Source organism: Thermocatellispora tengchongensis, assembly GCF_014202315.1.
GTDB lineage: Bacteria > Actinomycetota > Actinomycetes > Streptosporangiales > Streptosporangiaceae > Thermocatellispora > Thermocatellispora tengchongensis.
In genome coordinates this window covers 18,014-33,531 of record NZ_JACHGN010000034.1, presented here as the reverse complement: position 1 = coordinate 33,531, position 15,518 = coordinate 18,014, and the positions used below count along the sequence as shown (strand labels likewise).

General features: G+C 71.8%; 10 protein-coding genes and 1 pseudogene. 7 read left to right on the top strand and 4 right to left on the bottom strand.

Translation table 11 applies throughout. From position 1 onward, the window contains the following. Positions 1 to 48: 48 nt before the first annotated feature. The 7 genes and pseudogenes from HNP84_RS54455 to htpX all read left to right on the top strand — a co-directional run bounded on the left by HNP84_RS54455 (position 49) and on the right by htpX (position 11,291). Positions 49 to 2,202, top strand: coding sequence for a NuoI/complex I 23 kDa subunit family protein (locus HNP84_RS54455; RefSeq protein WP_312927280.1), 2,154 nt, complete (start codon positions 49 to 51; stop codon positions 2,200 to 2,202). After that, positions 2,199 to 2,735: an NADH-quinone oxidoreductase subunit J family protein gene (locus tag HNP84_RS47295; protein ID WP_185056697.1), complete on the top strand. Its 537-nt coding sequence runs from the start codon at positions 2,199 to 2,201 to the stop codon at positions 2,733 to 2,735. The genes HNP84_RS54455 and HNP84_RS47295 overlap by 4 nt, the downstream gene beginning before the upstream one ends. After that, a pseudogene (gene nuoK, locus HNP84_RS56585) lies at positions 2,735 to 3,031 on the top strand (NADH-quinone oxidoreductase subunit NuoK); the annotation flags it as partial. The gene HNP84_RS47295 and the pseudogene nuoK, both read left to right, overlap by 1 nt. A gap of 1,031 nt (positions 3,032 to 4,062) precedes the next feature. Continuing rightward, the gene (locus tag HNP84_RS47285; RefSeq protein WP_312927279.1) at positions 4,063 to 5,943 is read left to right on the top strand and encodes an NADH-quinone oxidoreductase subunit 5 family protein; all 1,881 of its coding nucleotides are present in this window, start codon (positions 4,063 to 4,065) and stop codon (positions 5,941 to 5,943) included. Next, positions 5,940 to 7,673 carry a complex I subunit 4 family protein gene (locus HNP84_RS47280; protein WP_185056696.1) on the top strand — a complete coding sequence of 578 codons (1,734 nt, stop codon included), beginning with the start codon at positions 5,940 to 5,942 and terminating at the stop codon, positions 7,671 to 7,673. The genes HNP84_RS47285 and HNP84_RS47280 overlap by 4 nt, the downstream gene beginning before the upstream one ends. Next, positions 7,670 to 9,661: an NADH-quinone oxidoreductase subunit N gene (locus HNP84_RS54450; protein ID WP_246519539.1), complete on the top strand. Its 1,992-nt coding sequence runs from the start codon at positions 7,670 to 7,672 to the stop codon at positions 9,659 to 9,661. The genes HNP84_RS47280 and HNP84_RS54450 overlap by 4 nt, the downstream gene beginning before the upstream one ends. A gap of 778 nt (positions 9,662 to 10,439) precedes the next feature. Next, on the top strand, positions 10,440 to 11,291 hold the full coding sequence (htpX, locus tag HNP84_RS47270) for a zinc metalloprotease HtpX (RefSeq protein WP_185056695.1): 852 nt from the start codon (positions 10,440 to 10,442) through the stop codon (positions 11,289 to 11,291). A 95-nt stretch (positions 11,292 to 11,386) separates the two neighbouring features. On the opposite strand, the gene HNP84_RS47265 is transcribed toward htpX, so the two are convergent. From HNP84_RS47265 to HNP84_RS47250, 4 genes are all read right to left on the bottom strand, one after another. Continuing rightward, positions 11,387 to 11,962, bottom strand: coding sequence for a pyridoxamine 5'-phosphate oxidase family protein (locus HNP84_RS47265; RefSeq protein ID WP_185056694.1), 576 nt, complete (start codon positions 11,960 to 11,962; stop codon positions 11,387 to 11,389). A 28-nt stretch (positions 11,963 to 11,990) separates the two neighbouring features. Further along, entirely contained in the window at positions 11,991 to 12,368 is a 378-nt protein-coding gene (locus HNP84_RS47260) for a VOC family protein (protein ID WP_185056693.1), read from the bottom strand. Positions 12,369 to 12,412: 44 nt separating this feature from the next. Next, positions 12,413 to 13,450 (bottom strand): aldo/keto reductase, encoded by a 1,038-nt coding sequence (locus tag HNP84_RS47255; RefSeq protein ID WP_185056692.1) that lies wholly within the window; start codon positions 13,448 to 13,450, stop codon positions 12,413 to 12,415. Positions 13,451 to 13,535: 85 nt separating this feature from the next. Beyond that, positions 13,536 to 15,410, bottom strand: a complete 1,875-nt coding sequence (locus HNP84_RS47250; RefSeq protein ID WP_185056691.1) for a hypothetical protein — start codon at positions 15,408 to 15,410, stop codon at positions 13,536 to 13,538. Positions 15,411 to 15,518: the final 108 nt, after the last annotated feature.

Below are 15,518 nucleotides of genomic sequence, written 5' to 3'. Positions count from 1 at the left end.
GCCACCTCCGTGAGGCCCGTGCGGCCCCCCGTACCCGTGCCCTCCCACATGAGTCGGATGAGGACCACCCGCCCGGGGAGCGTGTGGACCACCGCCCGGATGCCCGCCTGGCTGGGGCGCGTATGGACCACCACCCATATGACCGCCTGCATGAGGCACGTGTGGACCGCCGCCCGGATGAGACCCCCCGTACCCCGGCCGGGGTCCGGGGGCCCCGTAGCCGGGTCCCGGCGTCTGGCCGGGGTGAGGCCCGTGGCCGGCGGGATCGTGCCCCGCGCGGGATTGCCCCGGCCCGCCGTACGACGGCGGGTACCCGTGCCCGGTCGGTCCGGGCGCGGGGCCGGGGTGATAGCCGGGTCCGGGATGATGCCCGGACGGCTCGCCAGCAGAAGCCATGGCGTGAAGGTATCCATTCTCCGTATTCGACGCATCAGCTTCTCACCTCTTGTGGACGCCGAACGGCACCTGTGGATAAAGAGCACGTATCGGGCGAGTTATCCACAGGCCCTGTGGATAAACGGTCGTTCTGGCGAACCCCCTGTGGAAAACCTGGGGACAGAGACTGTGCACATTCACCTTCGGGGCAAGGTGCGCCATGATGTTGAAGTGGCCCGCATACCAGGAGTAGGACTCGCCAAGGGCTTGTCCATCACGCTGCGGCACATGTTGAACAGGTCGGTGACGCAGCAGTACCCGGAGGTCCGCCCTGACCTGCCGGCGCGTAGCCGTGGGGTCATCGCGCTGGTCGAGGAGAACTGCACGGTCTGCATGCTCTGCGCCCGCGAGTGTCCCGACTGGTGCATCTACATCGACTCCCACAAGGAGACCCTCCCGGCCCCCGAGGGCGGCCGGCCGCGCGCCCGCAACGTGCTCGACAGGTTCGCGATCGACTTTTCGCTGTGCATGTACTGCGGGATCTGCATCGAGGTCTGCCCCTTCGACGCGCTGTTCTGGTCCCCGGAGTTCGAGTACGCCGACTACGACATCCGCAACCTGATCCACGAGAAGGACCGCCTGAGCGAGTGGGTCGAGACCGTCCCCCCGCCCCCGGCCCACGACCCCACCGCGGAGCCCCCGAAAGAACTCGCCGCCGCCTCCCGCCCACCGCGCCCGTCCGCCCCGGCACGCCCAGCGGCCCAGCAACGCCCAGCGGCCCAGCAGCGCCCAGCGGCCCAGCAGCGCCCAGCGGCCCAGCAGCGCCCACCCCGCGCAGACCGCCCGACGGCGGGCCGGCCGACCACCGAGGCCGCTCCCAGTACCGAGGCCGGCGAGAGCACCCCGCCTACGGCCCCCACGCCCGTGGAACGGCCCACCCCCGGCCCGACGACGCCCCCAGAGGCTACGACCACGGCACCGGAGGGTACGGCCACCGGCCCCACGACGCGCCCAGACCAGCCCCCCGCCTCGGGAGAGCAGTCACCCCGCGAACAAGAGACGCCCAGAGAAGGGACACCCAGAGAAGGGACACCCAGAGAAGGGACGCCCAGAGCGCAGCGCCGGGCGGGAGCCACCTCCCATGCCGCCGTGCGCGCCATCCGTCCCCCGGGCTCGCTGCCCAAGAAGCGTCCCCAGCCTCAGCAGCCGGAGGCGTCCGAGCCGTCCCAGCCCGCTGAGTCCCTGGCGGAGCCTGAGCCCTCCAAGCCGCCGAAGCTGCTGGAACCGCCCAAACCCCCGCAGCCAGCGCGCCAGATGGAGCCACCCAAGCCCCCGGAAGCGCCGGGAGCGTCGGGAGCGCCCGGAGCGCCGGTGTCCGGAGCGCCCGGAGCGCCGGGAGTGCCGGAAGCGTCGCAGCCCCCGGGAGTGCCGAAACCGCCGGAAGCGCCGCAGCCTGCCAAGGCGCCGGAACTGCCGGAACCCCCGGAAGCGTCGCAGCCCGCCGAGACGCCGGAACCGCCGGAACCGCCGGAATCACGGAAGCCGCACACGCCCCCTCAGGCGCCGGAACCGCCGCATCCACCGGAAGAACCGCATCCACCGGAACCGCCGGAGTCGCGGAGGCACCCGCAGCCACCATCCACAGGATCGCGGCCGAGTCCCGGCCTGCCGGCACCTCCATCCACAGAATCGCGTTCGGACGCTTCCCAGAACGCACCACCGGGGCACACTCCTCCCCGTGACCCCGGCCACCGTCGGCCGGGTCGGCACGAGCCTCCGGATTCCTCCGGAGGCCCCGAGACCGAGGAGCCCAAGGAGGGGTCGTGAACGAGGCGGTGCCGTCCTACCTGTCACCGACCGGACAGGAGATCGTCTTCCTGCTCCTGGGAGCGGTGGCGGTGGGATCGGCGCTGCTGGTCGTCACGACGAAACAGCTCGTCCACGCCGCTCTGTGGCTGGTCGTCTCGTTCGGCGCCCTGGCCGGGTGCTACCTGGTGCTCACCGCGGAGTTCGTCGCATGGGTCCAGGTGCTCATCTACGTCGGCGCCGTCGTAGCGCTCCTGCTGTTCGGGATCATGCTGACCCGTGCCCCCATCGGCAGATCGCCCGGCCTCGACAGCGGCAACCGCGTCGTCGCCGCCATAGTGGCCGTGGCGACCGCCGCCGTACTGGTCACGGTCGTGATCGACGGCTTCAGAACGGCGTACGCGGATCTGACGCCGGGCAGGGGAACGGCCGGTGAGCTGGGCAGCAGCATCTTCCGCAACTGGGTGCTCCCGTTCGAGGCGCTGTCCGTCCTGCTGCTGGCGGCCCTGGTCGGCGCCATCGTGCTGTCCCGCACCGACATCAGGGGGCGGTAGTGCACATCGTCTACCCGGCCGTGGTCTCCGCACTGCTCTTCTCCATCGGCGTGTACGGCGTGCTGGCCAGGCGCAACACGATCCTGGTCCTGATGTCGGTCGAGCTCATGCTCAACGCGGTCAACCTCAACCTGGTCGCGTTCGACGTATGGCTGCGCGACCGCCTGCACGGCGGCCAGGTCCTCACCCTGTTCGTCATCGTGATCGCGGCAGCCGAGGTCGGCATCGGCCTGGCCATCGTCCTGGCCGTCTACCGCACCCGCCGTACGGTGGACCTGGACTCCCTCACCACCCTGACCGACCCGCCCGGATACCCCACCACAGAGGAGGCGGACGACCCCCAGGGCCCCACGCCCACCCCCCAAGCCGCCCGAAAGCCCCCACCCACCGACGCGCCCTCCCAAACAGGCCAAGCGCCCCCTCAGCGCGGTGGCAGCGAAGCGCTCACCGAGCGCGATGGCGGCGACGCGCCCAACCCAGGCGATCCGGGTGAGGCAACCATCCAAGGTGGTGCCGATGGCACGACCATCCACGGCGGCGGTGCCACCGGCACAAGAGGCGCGAGCAGAAGCGGGAGGCCGACACCGTGATCACCCTCGCCGTCATCGCCACCCTGCTGCCCTTCCTCGCCGCCGCAGCCGCCCTCCTCGGCTCCCGCCTTCGCTCCACCACGCCGCCCTCCACCGTCCCCGCCCACCCCTCCAGCCCCACCCCAGAACCACCCAACGCTCCCGAACCACCGTCCACCAACAAACCCCACCCCCGGACCGAACTCCCGCCCCCAGCCGCCCCTGAAACTGCCGCCGAACCCCCGGCGACCGCCGAGCCCTCGCCGACCGCCGAGCCCTCGACCTCTACCGGACGCCCGACCCCGGCCGAGCCCCAGCCCTCTGCCGAACCTCCAACCACCGCCGAACACGTGCCGACGGCGGAGCCTTCGACCGCTGCCACCCCTCCGGCCTCCGCCGAGCCCGGGGCCTCCGCCGAGCCCCGGGCCTCCGCCGAACACCTGCCTGCGGCCGAGCCGTCGGCCTCCGCCAACCCTCCGACCTCCGCCGAACCGGGGACCTCCGCCGAACCGGGGACCTCCGCCGAACCGGGGACCTCCGCCGAACCCGGGACCTCCGCCGAACACCTGCCTGCGGCCGAACCCTCGACCCGCGCTAACCCTCCAACCCCCGCCAGCCCTCCAACCCCCGCCAAACCCTCGACCCCCGCCGCGGCTGCCTCCCATCCGGAGGTTGAGACCGCCTACCTTGAGACCGCGCGCCTTGAGGCCGCCTATCCGGAGGACCCGGAGTGGGCGGAGTGGGCGGAGGCTGAGCGGGTGGCGGCCGAGCGGGCCGTGCCGGAGGAGGCGGTGCTGGTGAAGCCGCCGCCCGACCGGCGGGCCAACCGGCGTGCCGCGTGGATCGCCGTGGTGCCGACCGCGGTGTCCACGGTGCTGGCGATCTGGATCGCGGTCCTGTGGTGGTCCGGAGGACGCCCCTTCGGTTGGACCGGCACCGGCGCCGGCACAGGAGACGCGGACGCCGCCGTCTCGGGCACCCTGACCCTGATCGACACCGGGGGCCTGCCGATCTCGGTGGGCCTGGAGCTCACCGCCCTGTCCGTGACGGTCGGCCTGCTGGTGACCCTGGTCGCCCTGGCCGTCCAGGTCTACTCCGTCGGCTACCTCGGCGACGATCCGCGCTACCCGTCCTACAGCGCCTTCGTCAGCCTGTTCACCAGCGCCATGCTGCTGGTGGTCTACGCGGCGGACCTCCTCGTGCTCTACGTCGGCTGGGAGGTCATGGGCCTGTGCTCCTACCTCCTCATCGGCCACTGGTGGGAGGATCGCGGCAACTCGAGGGCGGCGGTCAAGGCGTTCCTGGTCACCCGGATCGGCGACGTGGGCTTCCTGTTCGGGATCTTCGCGCTCGGTGTCGGCACCGGCAGCTTCCGCATCGCCGACGTGCTCGCCGGACTGCCGCAGATGTCCACGGCCGCGCTGACCGTGGCGACGCTGCTGCTGCTCGCCGGGGTGGCGGGCAAGAGCGCCCAGGTGCCGCTGCACACCTGGCTGCCCGACGCGATGGCGGGCCCCACGCCGATCAGCGCGCTCATCCACGCCGCCACCATGGTCGCCGCGGGCATCTACGTCGTGGCCAGGCTCTTCCCCGCCTTCCTCGGGGCCGGGCCCACGCTCGACGTGCTGGCCGTGATGGCCGCGCTCGGCATGCTGGGCGCCGCGCTGGCCGCGCTCGCCCAGGAGGACCTCAAGCGGGTGCTGGCCTACTCCACGATCAGCCAGCTCGCCTACATGGCGGCCGCGCTCGCCGCCGGCGACGACGAGGCGGCGATCTTCCACCTGGTCACCCACGGCGCGTTCAAGGCGCTGCTGTTCCTGTGCGCGGGCGCGGTCATCCACGCCGTGGGCTCCAACCTCATGCGCGACATGGGCGGCCTGCGCACGGCCATGCCGGTCACGTTCGCGACCATGACCGTGGGCTTCGCCGCCCTGATGGGCCTGCCGCCGGCCAGCGGCTTCTTCAGCAAGGACACCGTGCTCGTCGCCGTCGAGCGTTCGGTGTCCGGCGGCACCCTCACCGACGCGGCGGCCTGGCTGCTCTACGCCTGCGCGCTCGCCACGGTGGCCGTCACCGGGGCGTACGCGACGCGCGCCTGGCTGCGTACGTTCTTCGGCACCAGAAGGGTCGTGGCGCTCCCCGAGCCCCAGCCCGGCACCGCGCACGTGTTCACCGGCGACGAGGCGCCCTTGTCGATGCGCCTGCCGATCGTCGTGCTGGCGGTCCCGGCCGCGTTCCTGGGCTTCGCGGGCGGTGTGACCGGCCTGCACTGGAGCGCGGCGGCGGTGAGCCTGGCGCTGGCGCTGCTCGGGGCGGGCATCACGTACGCGGCCTGGCGCGGCGACCCGCAGGCCGACCCGGCCCGGCTGCTCGGCCCCTTCCGCGTCCCCTGCGAGCGCGCCTTCTACCTCGACACGGCCTACCGCGCCCTGTTCGTCCGCCCGGCGCTCGGCCTGGCCCGCGGCGTGGTGGCCGCCGACCGCGGCGTCGTCGACGGCGCCGTACGCGGGTCGGCCGGCGTGGCGCTGCGCGCGTCGGGCGTGGTCCGGCTGCTGCAGAACGGCAACCTGCAGCTCTACGTCAGCGGCCTGCTCGCCGGGGTGCTGCTGATCGCGGTTGGGGCGGTGATGTTCGGATGACCTGGGTGCCCATCGCACTGCTCGCCGTCCCGCTGGCCGGAGCACTCATCCTGCTGGGACTCCGCCCCCCGGCAGGCAAAGCCACCCCAGAAGGCGTCCGTACGGCCGAGGGCGAAGCCGCCGCCATGGAGGGCGTCCGTGCCCGCTTCATGGCCCGCTACGGCATGGCCGTCTCCGGTCTGACCCTCGCGCTCGCGCTCCTCCTCGCCGCGACCTTCGACTACGGTGCCGCCGCCCGTCCGCAGTTCGTCATCGACGTGCCGTGGATACCCGGTCTCGGGCTCCGCTTCCACCTCGGGATCGACGGCGTCTCGCTGCCGCTCGTCGTGCTGACCGCTCTGCTCACCTTCCTGTGCTTCGTCTACCTCGCCGGACACGGCACCGAGCGGCCCCGCGAGCTGGTGTTCACGCTCCTCGTGCTCACGGTCGGCATGATCGGCACGTTCCTGGCCCTGGACCTGCTGCTGTTCTTCCTGTTCTTCGAGATCGTGCTGATCCCGATGTACTTCGTGATCGCGATCTGGGGCGGCCGGGCGCGGCGCGCCGCCGCGGTGAAGTTCATCCTGTACACCCTGCTCGGCTCGGTCGTGCTGCTCCTCGGCCTGCTGCTGATCTGGGCGCAGACCGGCACGCTGGACATACCGCGGCTGGCCGCGGCGCACGGCGCCGGCATGCCGAGAGGCGTGCAGATCCTGGCCTTCGCCGCGATCGGCATCGGATTGGCGGTCAAGGCGCCCATGTGGCCGCTGCACACCTGGCTGCCCGACGCCCACACCGAGGCCCCGACGGTGGGCTCGGTGCTGCTCGCGGGCGTGCTGCTGAAGATGGGCACGTACGGTTTCGCCAGGATCGCGATCCCGATCCTGCCCGAGGGCGCCGCCGCCCTGGCGCCCTGGCTCGGCGCGTTCGCGGTCGTCGGCATCGTCTACGGCGCCCTGGCCTGCCTGGCACAGCGCGACCTGAAACGCATGATCGCCTACTCGTCGGTCGGCCACATGGGCTTCGTCCTGCTCGGCTTCGCCACGCTCACCCCGGTCGGCGTCAACGCCGCGCTGTTCGGCAACATCGCCCACGGACTGATCACCGGCCTGCTGTTCTTCCTGGCCGGAGCGGTCAAGGACCGATACGGCACGGCCGACATGCCCGCCCTGGGCGGCGGCATGCTCGCCCGCGTCCCCCGGCTGGGGTCGCTGCTCACCTTCGCCTGCGTCGCCTCCCTCGGCCTGCCGGGCCTGGCGGGCTTCTGGGGCGAAATGCTGGCACTCCTGGGCGCGTTCGCCCCGGCCCCCGGCCTGTCCCGCCCCCTCTTCCTGGTCTTCATGGCGGTTGGCGGCGTGGGCACGGTGCTCACGGCGGCCTACTTCCTCACCATGCTGTCCCGCGTGACCCACGGCCGCCCCCACCCCCTGGGCCAGACGCCGCCCACCGACACCCGCCACGAGACGCCCGAGCCCCACGCCCCCGGGACGCCCGAACCCCACGCCCCCGGGACGGCCGAGCCCCACGCCCGCCAGGCGCCCGAACCCCACACCCGCGAGGCGGCCGAGGATGCGCATGGCCACAGGGCCGGCGCGCCTCAGCGCACGCTCGCGCTGCTGCCGGACGTCCGCGGCTACGAGCTCGCCGCCTGGGTGCCCCTGGTCGGCCTGATCCTGCTCTTCGGCCTGTGGCCCAAGGCGCTCCTGCTCGTCACCACGCCCGCCGTACTCGCGTTGCTGGGGGCGCCATGATCCAGACCATCGACTACGCCGCAATCGCCCCGGCACTGATCCTCGCCGTCACGGCCGCGGCCGTACTGCTGCTGGACGCCTTCCTGCCCGCTCCCACCCCAGGAAGGGAGACCAGGCTGAGCGGCCGGACCCTGCTGGGCCTGGTCACGCTGGCCGGGGTGCTCGCCGCACTGGCGGCGGTGGCCGCGCAGGCCCTCACCGGAGGGGTGCGTCGCACGTTCTGCGTCCCGCCGGGCCTGGCATCGGGCGAGCCGCCCTGCTCCTACGTCGTGGACTCCTTCGCCCTGGTCCTCGCCGGGCTGGTGCTCGCGGCGGCCGTCGTCGTCGTGCTGCTCTCCATGGGCGAACTCGCCGACGGCCGCATCCCGGCGGGGGAGTGGTACTTCCTCACCCTGTGCACGCTCGTGGGCGCGGTCGCGCTCCCGGCCGCCCGCGACCTCGTCATGCTCGTGGTGGCGCTCGAACTCGTCTCCCTGCCGGTGTTCGCGCTCACCGCCCTCAAACGCTACGACGGCCGCTCCTCCGAGGCGGCGGTCAAGCTCTTCCTGGTCTCGGTGGTCTCCACGGCGGTGATGCTGTTCGGCGTCTCGCTCCTGTACGGCCTGACCGGCACCGTCTACCTCGACCGACTGGCGATCCCCGCCGACGCCCCGCCGGTGGCCACGGTCGGCGTGGTGCTGGTCCTGGCCGGCTTCGCGTTCAAGGTGGCGGCGGTGCCGTTCCACGCCTGGGCGGGCGACGTCTATCAGGGCGCCCCGATCCCGGTCGCGGCCCTGCTCTCGGTCATCTCCAAGGCCGTCGGCTTCGCCGGGCTCATCCTCCTGCTCGCCCTGGCCCTGTCCGAGCAGGCGCACGTCTGGGCCCCCCTGGTGGCCGCGATCTCCGCCCTCACCATGACGGCCGGCAACCTCCTCGCCCTCCGCCAGCGCCACGCCGTACGCCTGCTCGCCTGGTCCTCGGTCGCGCAGTCGGGCTACATCCTCGCCCCCCTGGGCGTGGCCGCCGCGACCGGCCCCGCCGCCACGGGCGCGTCGGTCGCGTACCTGGTCTTCTACGCGGCGATGAACCTAGGCGCCTTCGCCGTGGTCATGCACGTCACCCGCCACCCCGCCCCCACCGCACTCCCGGCCGAACCCGCCGGCGCGCTCGCCCAGGACTCCCGCCCGTCCACTCAGGGGCCGGGCGCGCTCGGGCAGGAGCCCGGCGTGCTCGCACAGGCGTCTTCTGCGCCCGGGCAGGCCCGCGGCCCTTCCCAGAGCGGAGCAGAGGCAGGCGCCCAGGAGCCCGGTGACCTGGACGCCTACCGCGGGCTGGCCCGCCGCAACCCGGCCGCGGCCCTCGCGCTGGCCTTCTGCCTGATCTGCCTGGCCGGGCTGCCACCGGGCCTGGCCGGCCTGTTCGCCAAGATCGTCGTGTTCCGCGAGATCGTCGATGGTGGCGGCGTCGTACTGGCGATCGTCATGGCGGTCAACACCGTGATCGGCCTCTACTACTACGTGGCCTGGACCGCGCGCCTGTTCACCCCGCCCGCCCCTGCGGCGATTCCCACCGCGTCAACGCCGGCTGCCCTGCGCGCCCAGCCCGTCGTACCGGCCGCCGTGCCGATGTCGATCGCGCCGGTACCAAGCACTGGGGATGCTGTACAGGTGCCCAGCACAGGGGACGCTGGGCCGACGCCCGGCACGGGTAACGCTGCGCAGGTGCGACCCGGCTCGGGGGACGCCGGCCCGGTGTCCGGCACGGGCAACGCTGGGCCGGTGCCCGGCACCAGGGACATCGCACCAGCGCCACTCGCAACGGAGGCTCCCCCGGCGCCCGGCGCACCGGAAGCCGCGCCAGTGCCCGCCGCCACGGGTGCCACTACCGCCGCCCGGGAGTGGGCGACTCCGGTTGGCGTCGCGATCGTGATCGCGGTGGGTGTGGCCATCGCCTTCTCCCTCGCCCCGCAAGCGGTCTTCGACCTCCTCCCGCCTGCCTTCCCCGGCTGAGGCCCTCTGCACGCTGCGACGCGCTGCGCTCGGGCGTCGGCTGTGCCTGATGGCGCCGGCCGTGCGCGGGCATACCGGCGGTGCTGTACGTGTGTGGTGGTGTGGGTGGGGACGGTGCCTGTGGTCGTGCCGTCCGTGTAGGTGGTACTGGAGGGTGGGGACGGTGCATGCTGGCCCTACGGTGCGTGTCGGTGTTGCTCGGGGTGGCCGCGGTGTGTAGGTGTGCCCACACGTCAGGCGTGGCCGCATGTCCGGGCACGGCCCGCATGTCCGGGCACGGCCCGCATGTCCGGGCACGGCCCGCATTTGCGGGCAGGCCGCCCCGGCAGGGCGGGGCCGTAGCCGGAGCACGGCCCGTACGTCGGGGCAATGATCAACACGTCGAGCATGGCCCGCACGACCGCGCACCGCGACTTACCCCTGAGCGCGACCCAACGCGCAGCACGGCCCGCAGGCCCACGCGCCACCCGCAGCGCCGGCGCCATCCACATGTGCCTCGCGTCGCACCTTGTGCCTCGGGCCCCTGCTTCTGCCCTGCGCCGCACACCGTGCCCTGCACGCTGGACCCGCATGCCACCCCCCATGCCCCACACCCTGTGACATGCCTCCATGAACCGCCCACGCCCTCGTACGCCAAACCGCCGCATGCCGGGCGCGGCGGCTCTCGCCTCCCGGGAAAGGCCCGCTATGAGGGGGGACCAGGGCGTGGGGCGGGAACGCCGGGTCGGGCGTGCGCGTTGGAAAGTACGAGCCCGCATCAAGCGAAAGGGGGTGCCTCATGCACCACAACGGTTTGCGGACTGCGGTCCTTCTTGGCGCTCTCTCCGCGTTGATCGTGACGGTCGGGGCATGGCTGGGTGGCGGGACCGGTGTGCAGATCGCGGTCGTGCTGGTGTTGCTGTCCAACGGCGTGGCCTACTTCTTCTCCGATCGGATCGCGCTGTCGGCGATGCGCGCGCGTCCGGTGGGGGAGGTGGAACAGCCCGTTCTGTACCGGATCGTACGCGAGCTTTCGACCGAGGCCAGGCAGCCGATGCCCCGTCTCTACGTCTCGCCGACCTTGCAGCCCAACGCGTTCGCGACCGGGCGCAACCCGCGCAACGCCGCGGTGTGCGTCACGTACGGGATCACGCAGTTGCTCGACGAGCGCGAGCTGCGCGGTGTCATCGGGCATGAGCTGTCACATGTGTACAACCGCGACATCCTGATCTCCTCGGTGGCCGGGGCGCTCGCGACGATGATCACCTACTTCGGGTACATCGCGGTCTTCTTCGGGGGATCGGACGACGACGAGGGGCCGGGTTTCCTCGGCGCGCTGCTGATGATGGTCCTGGGGCCGGTCGCGGCCGGGATGATCCAGATGGCCATCTCGCGCTCGCGGGAGTACCAGGCCGACGAGTCGGGCGCGCGGCTGACCGGCGACCCGCTCGGGCTGGCCAGTGCGCTCAGGAAGATCGAGATGGGTGCGCGTCAGTTGCCGCTGCCCGAGAACGGCAGGCTGGCGTCGGCGTCGCACATGATGATCGCCAACCCGTTCCGCGGCGACAACATCGGCCGCCTGTTCTCCACCCACCCGCCGATCGCCGATCGGATCGCGCGGCTGGAGCGCATGGCGGGCTACCGCCGCTGACCGGCCGGTTTCGAGTACGGCTCCCGCTCGGCTTCACCTCGGGCGGGAGCCGTACGCATGTGGGGCCCCTGCGGAGAGCGTAGCGTCCCGCCGGGTCAGGAGTGCTGGTGCACCGGGTCGGTCTCGGCGGGGGCAAGGGCGGGCAGGCCGTCGATGCTCTCGCGGTTGTTCTTGGCCCGGTACGCGCGCTTTTGCTGGATGTCCTTGCGCCCGGCCCACTCGTCGAGCAGCGTACGGTCCTGGTCGAAGGTCATGAACGGCACGGAGAAGCCGCACGAGTCGCTGATCCGGTCGCATTCCACGACGATGACCGAGCGCACGCCCGGGTGGGGCCCGAAGTGCTTGAGCAGGTCGGGGAACTCCGGGTCGAGCGGCGTGACGACGCGGCCGGTGCCGTACAGGCGGAGGATGTTGGGCGGCCCAGTAAAGGCGCAGAACATGATGGTGATGCGCCCGTTGTCGCGGATGTGGGCGATCGTCTCGACGCCGCTGCCGTCGAGGTCGAGGTAGGCCACGGTCGTGTCGCCGAGTACCGCGAACGTGTCGGCGTACCCCTTGGGGGAGATGTTCACGTGACCGCCCTCATTCGGGGCGGTTCCCACGAAGTAGACGGGCTGCGCGGCGATGAAGCTCCGCAGCCGCTCCGACAAACTGTCGTAAATTTTCCCCATAAATTCGAATATATCCGCTTTAGGGATATTAGCGAGAGGTGTCCGAATCCTGGGACGTGGTCTCCTCCCAGTACACCTCCACGACGTACCCGTCCGGATCGAGGCACTTGAAACTGTCGAACCCCGGCTCCGACCAGCGCTCCACGATCGGCACGCCAGCGTCCTCAAGTGCGGCGAGCCGCTCGGCGACGTCCCGGCAGGTGAATCCGAAATGCTGGAAATCCGGCACCTTGCGGGGCTCCGGATCGGGGTGCAGAGCCAGATCGAACCCGTCCGCGTCCCTGATGATCAGCGTGCCGTCGTCGTACGACGTGGCCGGTCCGGCGCCGAATCCGAAGAAGGTCTCATAGAACCGCCGCGACCGCTCGATGTCGCGCACGGCGAGGGCGAGGTGGTTGAGTCGCATGCCGTTGACGGTAACTGCGGTCCTCGCCCCCGCACGAGGCATTTTTACCGGGTCGTCCGCCGCCGCAGCGCGGGCTCGGTGAGGGCCGGGTGCTGCCATCCGGCGTCCTCCCGGTTCACGTTCACGCCGGGCGGCACGATCTCGTCGATGCGGTCCAGCACGTCCGCGCTCAGCCGTACGTCCGCCGCCGCGAGCTGGCTCTCCAGATGCTCCATCGTGCGCGGCCCGATGATCGCCGAGGTCACGGCCGGGTGGTTGAGCGTGAACGCCACCGCGAGCTGGATCAGGGTCAGCCCCGACTCCTCCGCCAGCACGGCGAACGCCTCGGCGAGCTCCAGCTTGCGCTGGTTGGCGGGCAGCGACATGTCGTACCTGCCGGGAATGCGCTCGGCGCGGCGGCTGCGCGGCACGTCCTGCCCCAGCCGGTACCGGCCGCTGAGCCACCCGCCGGCCAGCGGGCTCCAGGTGATCACGCCCATCCCGTACGCGGCGCAGGTGGGCAGCACGTCCGCCTCGATCCCGCGCACGAGCAGCGAGTACGGCGGCTGCTCGCACCGGAACCGCTCGAACCCGCGCCGCTCGGCCGCCCACTGCGCCTCCACGATCTGGTACGCCGGGAACGTGGAGGACCCGATCGCCCGCACCTTGCCCGAGCGCACCAGGTCGGTGAGCGCGCTCAGCGTCTCCTCGATGTCGGTGTCGGGGTCGGGCCGGTGGATCTGGTACAGGTCGATGTAGTCCGTACGCAGCCGCCGCAGGCTGTCCTCCACGGCCCGCATGATCCACCGCCGCGAGTTGCCCCGCTCGTTCGGGTCGTCGCCCATCGGCCCGTGGCACTTGGTGGCCAGCACGACCCGGTCCCGCGCGCCCGCCTTCGCCAGCGCCTCACCGACGAACTCCTCCGACTGGCCGCGCGAGTACACGTCGGCGGTGTCGATGAAGTTGATCCCGGCGTCGAGCGCCCGGCCGATGATCTCGGCCGAGCGCTCCGGGGACTGCTCGCCGAACCAGCCGAACATCATGGCGCCCAGGCAGAGCGGGCTGACCTTGATACCAGTACGGCCGAGTACGCGATATTCCATGGCATACGTCCTTCTCATGGGCGTCTGAGGGGCTTTCCAGTCTCGTCCGTACCCACGCGAAGAACATCCTGCTACTGGCCGCCGATCAGGCCAGCTCCACCGTCACGTCGAGTGCCCCCTCGTGCGGCACGCGCAGCACGTGCAGCAGCCGCTTCCCGTCCCGCATGTAGCTGGACGAGCCGAACCGGAAGTTCACCGCGCGGGCGGCGCCCCACCGGATACTCACGAGGGACCGGCCGCGGCGCAGGTCCAGCCCGTTGGCGGTGGCGGTCGCGTTCGCCCCGTACGCGACCGGCGTGCCGTCCGTGAACGAGACGACGTCGGTGGGGTGCAGGATCAGCGGGATCTGCTCGGTGGCCGCGGACGTCGCGGTCACGACCCGCCGTACGGAGTTCCGCGACACGGACACCTCGGTCACGACGCTGGAGTTCGGCGTGCGGTAGCGGATGCCCACCACGTCGTCGTCGAACCCGGAGAACTCCGCGGCCAGGTTCCCGTTCGCGTCGAACGCGCCGCTCGCCAGGACGGTCCCCCAGCAGCCCTGGTTGTTGTTGTTCAGCGAGTGCACCACCATCCCGGCCTCGGGGTGCCACAGGAAGGTGAGCCCCATCCGGGCGTACGAGGTGGCCCGGGTGCCGAAGTGCCCGCCGAGGTAGAGGCCGGGGCGGCGTACGTACAGGTACTGCTGCCCCAGGTCCTCGCGCAGTTCCACGAACCGCTTGCGCTTCAGGTACGGCAGGCGCGCGACCGCCTTGCGCTTGGCCTTGCGGCTCGGCATCGCCTCGCCGAAGGGCGCGTGCGCGAGGATGCGCGGTGAAGTGTCCTGCTTCGCGAGCTGTGCGACCGGGGTGGGATCGGCGGCCCACGCCGCCCGCGCCTCCGCCAGGTCCTCCCGGGCGCTGAAGAACGCCCCCAGCTCCGGCACCTCGGGCACGAACAGCGACCCCAGGTTCGTACGGTCGGGGTCGATGCGGGTGTCGTCGTAGTAGCGGGTCTGGCTCCGCGCCGAGATGGCGACGTTGCAGATATATCCAGACCCGTCGGGCTCCCGGATCAGGTTGTACCCGAGCCAGTCCGTGAACTTCCGCGTCATGTCCACCAGCACCGGATCGCCGGTCGCGTGCCAGGTCTCGGCCATCTCCGGCAGCATGACCTCGAAGTTGTAGTTCATGTCCGTGCCGCGCGGCTCGTAGAAGTACCCGGCCGGGCTCTGCCCCTCGCGCGCCAGCGCCGCGATGGCGTCGGTCAGCTTCTGCCGCAGCACCGGGTCCGGGTCCAGCTTCAGCGCCAGCCCCGCCCCGGCCAGGCCCGAGGTGTTCTGGTTCGCGTAGTCCAGCGGCTTGGGCCACACCGACCGGTTCTCCAGGTCCAGGAACCAGGCCATGGCCTTGCGCAGCGCCTGCCTGATCTGCTCCTGCCGCTCCGGCAGCGCCCCGGCTCCCCGCAACACCTCCAGCGTCTTGCTGAGATACCCCAGCCCGAACCCCGTCGGCGCCCGCCCGTGCTCGTTCGGGCTGTACTCCGGCCACGACCCGTCGTCATGCTGCAGCTTCAGGTAGTGCCCCAGCGCCGCGTCCAGCGCCGCCAGCAGCGCGGGGTCGCCGGCGTACGGGTTCCACGGCCGCGCGTTGGCGTAGAACCAGGCCATCGTGTAGACGTGCTCCTGAACCCGGGCGTTGTACCAGGCGGCCGGCGTACGCCACCAGCCGCCGGCCATGAAACCGTACGTGTCGGGGTTCACGTCCTCGATGTCGTTGACCATCGGCGCCAGCGTCTTCAGGTACGGCGCGTACCGCTGCTCCGCGGGCGCGAACGCCCGCCGATCCGGCGCCCCCTCCGGCAACAGCGCCAGATCCGCCAGCGGCCCGCCGGCCACAGCGCCGTACGCCCGCCTGCCCGGCAGCACCGCGAGAGCCGCCGCACCCGCGGCGAGGGCCAGCAGCCTCCTGCGTCCGAACACGAAGGGGGAAGAACCGAGATCAGGGCGCGCGTGAGTCACGGGGGGTCAACTCCTCAGGCCACACGAATCCCGCGCACCCCGCCGAAGCGCCGCAACCGCAAGGCACGC

Coding starts and splice junctions, on each gene's coding strand:
- HNP84_RS54455 (WP_312927280.1), top strand. CDS start 49: ATGAGTCGGATGAGGACCACCCGCCCGGGGAGCGTGTGGACCACCGCC.
- HNP84_RS47280 (WP_185056696.1), top strand. CDS start 5,940: ATGACCTGGGTGCCCATCGCACTGCTCGCCGTCCCGCTGGCCGGAGCA.
- HNP84_RS47255 (WP_185056692.1), bottom strand. CDS start 13,450: ATGGAATATCGCGTACTCGGCCGTACTGGTATCAAGGTCAGCCCGCTC.
- HNP84_RS47260 (WP_185056693.1), bottom strand. CDS start 12,368: ATGCGACTCAACCACCTCGCCCTCGCCGTGCGCGACATCGAGCGGTCG.
- HNP84_RS47265 (WP_185056694.1), bottom strand. CDS start 11,962: ATGGGGAAAATTTACGACAGTTTGTCGGAGCGGCTGCGGAGCTTCATC.
- HNP84_RS54450 (WP_246519539.1), top strand. CDS start 7,670: ATGATCCAGACCATCGACTACGCCGCAATCGCCCCGGCACTGATCCTC.
- htpX (WP_185056695.1), top strand. CDS start 10,440: ATGCACCACAACGGTTTGCGGACTGCGGTCCTTCTTGGCGCTCTCTCC.